A 4,285-nucleotide genomic window follows, 5' to 3' on the forward strand; every position below is an offset into this window, starting at 1 on the left:
CCCCGGATCGCTTCGCTCATGCCTGTGACTCCTTTCCGAAACGAGCCGTCACCGAGCCGATCCCGGCGAACGTGGCGGTGAGGGTCTCTCCCGGCGCGACCGGCACGGCGGCGGTGATCGAACCGGGCAGCACCACGTGTCCCGCCTCCAGCTCCACCCCGCGCTCGCCGAGGACGTTGGCGAGCCAGACCAGCGCGTTGATCGGCGAGCCCAGTACCGCGCCGCCCGCGCCTGTGTCGATCAGGTCGCCGTCGCGGTGCAGCAGGCAGCCCATCAGCGACAGGTCCAGGCCGTCCAGCCGGACCGGGCGGGTGCCGAGCACGACACCGCCGCTGGAGGCGTTGTCGGCGATCGTGTCCGGGAGAGTGATCTTCCAGTCCGCGATCCGGGAGTCGATCACCTCCAGCGCCGGGAGCACGTACTCGACGGCGGCGACCGCGTCGGCGGCGGTCGCGCCGGGACCGGCCAGCGGGCGGCCGAGCACGAACGCGATCTCCGGCTCGATCCGGGGCTGCAGGAACCGGCCGGTGTCGACCGGGGCGCTGTCCTGGAAGAACATCGAGTCCAGCAGCACGCCGAAGTCCGGCTGGTCCACGCCCATCTGCCGCTGCATCGCCGCCGACGTCAGCCCGACCTTGTGGCCCTTGATCCGCGCCCCCGCGCCGGTCCAGGACTCCACCTGCGCGAGCTGGACCGCGTACGCGTCGGCGACCGACATGTCCGGATGATTCGCCGTCAGCGGCGAGATGGGAGTGCCGGTCGCGTAGGCGTCGAGCAGCGCTGCCGCGGCCTTCTCCACCGAACCCGGGTCCATGGGCTGTCCTTTCCTCGTCTGCGCCGTCCGCGCAGGTCCGAGCCTCCCCCGCCCCGGTCGCCGCGGGCAACGCCGCCGTCCCGCGTGGTGGGACACCTCTTCTACATTGGGGTCATGGCGTCCGACGACACCTTCCTGCGCCGCGCCGTCTCGGTGCTGACCGCGTTCCGCGCGGACGACGACGGGCTCGGCTCCGCCGAGCTCGCCCGCCGCAGCGGCCTGCCCAGGTCGACGGCGCACCGGATCGCGCTGGACCTCGTCGAGGCCGGGCTGCTGGAACGCCAGGGCACCCGCGTCCGGCTCGGGCTGAAGCTGTTCGAGATCGGGCAGCGGGTACCGCGCCAGCGGGTCCTGCGGGACGCGGCCGTCCCGTACATGTCGGACCTGCGGGAGGCGACCCGGCAGACCGTCCACCTCGCGGTCCTGGAGGGCGGCGAGGTCGTCTACGTGGAGATCCTCGGCTCCACCGGCGCGCCGCGGCTGCCGTCCCAGGTGGGCGGCCGGCTGCCCGCGCACGTCACCGGCGTCGGCAAGGCGATCCTGGCGTTCTCCCCGCCGGACGTGGTCAAGGCCGTCCTGGACGCGGGGCTGGTCAAGGCCAGCGAGCGCAGCGTCACCGCGCCGGGCCTCCTCGCCCGGGAGCTGGAGACGATCCACCGCGATGGCGTCGCCTACGACCGCGAGGAGTCCGGCCGCGGCATCGTCTGCGCGGCCAGCCCCGTCCTCGGCCCCGACGGCCTGGCCGTCGGGGCGCTGTCGGTGTCGGGGTGGTCGAACCGGATGCGCCCGGCCGTCGTCGCCCCCGCCGTCCACACCGCCGCCCTCACGCTGTCGCGCACCCTCGGCCAGCGGCAGCGGTCCCGCTAGGGCAGGTGCCGGGCCAGGAGCTGCGCGAGGTGCTCGCCGTCGCGGCCCGCCAGCTCGCGCAGCTGGGTGCGGCAGCTGAACCCGTCGGCCAGGACGACGTCCCCCTCGCCGGTCCTCCGGACGGCTGGGAGCAGCTGGTACTCGGCGACCGCGACCGACACGTCGTGGTGCCCCTTCTCGACGCCGAAGTTGCCCGCGAGCCCGCAGCAGTTGCCGAGCCTGCCGACCTCGGCGCCCGCCTTCGTCAGCAGCGCCGCGTCCTTCGTCCAGCCCATGACGGCGTGGTGGTGGCAGTGCGGCTGCGCGATCCCGGTGACGTCCGACAGGTCGGGCGGCGTCCAGTCCGCGGTCTCGGCGAGCAGCTCGGCGAGCGTGCGGGTCGCGGCGGCCACCTCGCGCGCCGCCGCGGCGTCCACCCCTGCCAGCAGCTCCTCCGCGTCCGACCGCAGCACGCCCGTGCAGGACGGCTCCATCCCGACGACCTTCGCGCCGCGCCGGACGTGGGGGAGCAGCGCGTGGACGGTGCGCCGGGCCTGCGCGCGCGCCCCGTCCAGCTGACCGGTCGAGATCCAGGTGATCCCGCAGCACACGGAACGTTCGGTCACCGTGACGCGGTATCCGGCGTGCTCCAGCACCTTCACGGTCGCCTTGCCGACATCGGGCGAAAACGCGTCGGTGAAGCTGTCCACGAACAGGACGACGTCTCCGTTGCGGCCTTCCGCGCTTTCATGCGACGCGAACCAGCGTCGGAACGTCACCGGGGCGAACGCGGGCAGGGTGCGCCGCCGGTCGATGCCCGCACCCCACGCGACCAGGGGCCTCATCAGCGACGACCGCATCCCCGCGTTGGCGACCTTGATCATGGCGGGCGCCCTGGCGAGCAGCCGCGTCCAGCGGGGCAGCCGCCCCAGCGCGTAGTGGGCCCGCGGCCTGATCCTGCGCCGGTACCGCTGATGCAGGGCCTCGGCCTTGTAGGACGCCATGTCGATGCCGGTCGGGCAGTCCGACGCGCAGCCCTTGCACGAGAGGCACAGGTCGAGCACGTCGTGCAGCGCGCCGGACTTCCAGCCGTCCGGCCCGAGCTTCCCGCTGACGACCTCCTGCAGCACCCGGGACCGCCCGCGCGTGGAGTCCTTCTCCTCCCGGGTCGCCAGGTACGAGGGGCACATGACGCCGCCGGCCGCGGTGTTGTCGGCGCGGCACTTGCCGACCCCCGTGCACCGGTGCACGGCCCGCGACAGGTCGCCGCGGTCGTCCCGGTAGGCGAGTGCGAGGCCGCGCTCGAACGGGACGGCCTGCGCCGCGCGAAGATCGTCGTCCACGGGCGCCGGGCGGACGATGATCCCCGGATTGAGCAGGTCATCGGGATCGAAGACGTCCTTGACCGCCGAGCACAGCGCCAGCGCCTCGGCCGAGTACATGTGCGGCAGCAGCTCGCCTCGCGCCCTCCCGTCCCCGTGCTCGCCGGACATCGTGCCGCCGTGCCGCGCCGCGAGCGCCGCCGCCTCGTTCAGGAAGTCGCGGAAGACGCCCTTGCCGTCCGCTCGCCCGAGCGGGAAGTCGATGCGGACGTGGATGCAGCCGTCCCCGAAATGCCCGTACGGGACGCCGAACAGCCCGTACTCGCCCAGCAGCGCCTCGAACTCCCGCAGGTACACGCCGAGCCGCTCGGGCGGCACCGCCGCGTCCTCCCACCCGGCGTGCGCCTGCTCACCCTCGGGCGTGCGCGCCACGAGGCCGGACCCGTCCTCACGGATCCTCCACAGCGCGTCGGCGAGCGCCATGTCCTCGACCAGCATCGAGTCGACGCACCCGGAGTCGTCGACGGCCTTCCGGGCGGTGCTCCGCAGCGCCCCGGCCTCCGGTCCGGCGAGCTCTACGAGCAGCCAGCCCGACCCGTCCGGCAGCGGCGGAACGGCATCGGCCCCCCGCCGCTCCCGCACGACCCCCGTGATGCGCGAGTCCAGCCCCTCGCACGCGACGGGCCCGTGCGGCAGGATCGCCGGGACGGCGTCGGCGGCCTCCGCCATCGACCCGAACCCGAGGACGGCCAGCACGCGGCACCCGGGTTCGCGCACCATCCGCACCCGCGCCGCCAGCGTCAGCGCGAGCGTCCCCTCGCTGCCCACCAGCGCCCGCACGACGTCGAACCCCCTCTCCGGCAGCAGATGCTCCAGCGAGTAGCCGGAGACCTGCCGCCCGAACCGCCCGAACTCCGTCCGCACCAGGGCGAGGTTCTCGCCCACCAGCGCCCGCAGCCGCTCAAGCAGCACGGACTCCCCGCCGCCTCCGGGGACGTCCCCGAGGCGCAGCCGCTCCCCGGAGCCGGTCACGACGTCCAGTCCGAGCACGTTGTCGCTCGTCCGCCCGTACCCGAGCGCCCGCGACCCGCAGGCGTTGTTGCCGATCATCCCGCCGAGCGTCGCCCGCGTCCGCGTGGACGGGTCCGGCCCGAACCGCAGCCCGTGCTCCGCCGCCGCCTCGTGCAGCCGCGCCTGCACGATCCCCGGCTCGACCAGCGCCGTCCCCGCGTCCGGGTCGATCTCCAGGACCCGGTTCAGGTGCCGGCTCACGTCCGCCACGACACCGGGCCCGACCGCGTTG

General features: G+C 74.4%; 3 protein-coding genes. 1 reads left to right on the top strand and 2 read right to left on the bottom strand.

Annotated elements, in window-relative coordinates:
* Positions 1-16 precede the first annotated feature (16 nt).
* Positions 17-814 carry a 2-keto-4-pentenoate hydratase gene (locus tag E1281_RS38090; protein WP_131884556.1) on the bottom strand — a complete coding sequence of 266 codons (798 nt, stop codon included), beginning with the start codon at positions 812-814 and terminating at the stop codon, positions 17-19.
* Positions 815-928: 114 nt separating this feature from the next.
* Here E1281_RS38090 and E1281_RS38095 point away from each other — a divergent pair, with 114 nt between their 5' ends.
* Entirely contained in the window at positions 929-1,681 is a 753-nt protein-coding gene (locus E1281_RS38095; protein WP_131884557.1) for an IclR family transcriptional regulator, read from the top strand.
* On the opposite strand, the gene E1281_RS38100 is transcribed toward E1281_RS38095, so the two are convergent.
* Positions 1,678-4,285 (bottom strand): FAD-binding and (Fe-S)-binding domain-containing protein (locus tag E1281_RS38100; protein ID WP_131884558.1); only part of this gene is annotated, 2,608 nt, incomplete at its 5' end. The two genes, E1281_RS38095 and E1281_RS38100, sit on opposite strands and share 4 nt — an antisense overlap.

It is taken from the genome of Actinomadura sp. KC345 (genome assembly GCF_004348515.1).
Lineage (GTDB): Bacteria > Actinomycetota > Actinomycetes > Streptosporangiales > Streptosporangiaceae > Spirillospora.

What these genes read in the sequence shown, in the direction of transcription:
- E1281_RS38090 (WP_131884556.1), bottom strand. Translation starts at nt 814, where the DNA reads ATGGACCCGGGTTCGGTGGAGAAGGCCGCGGCAGCGCTGCTCGACGCC.
- E1281_RS38095 (WP_131884557.1), top strand. Translation starts at nt 929, where the DNA reads ATGGCGTCCGACGACACCTTCCTGCGCCGCGCCGTCTCGGTGCTGACC.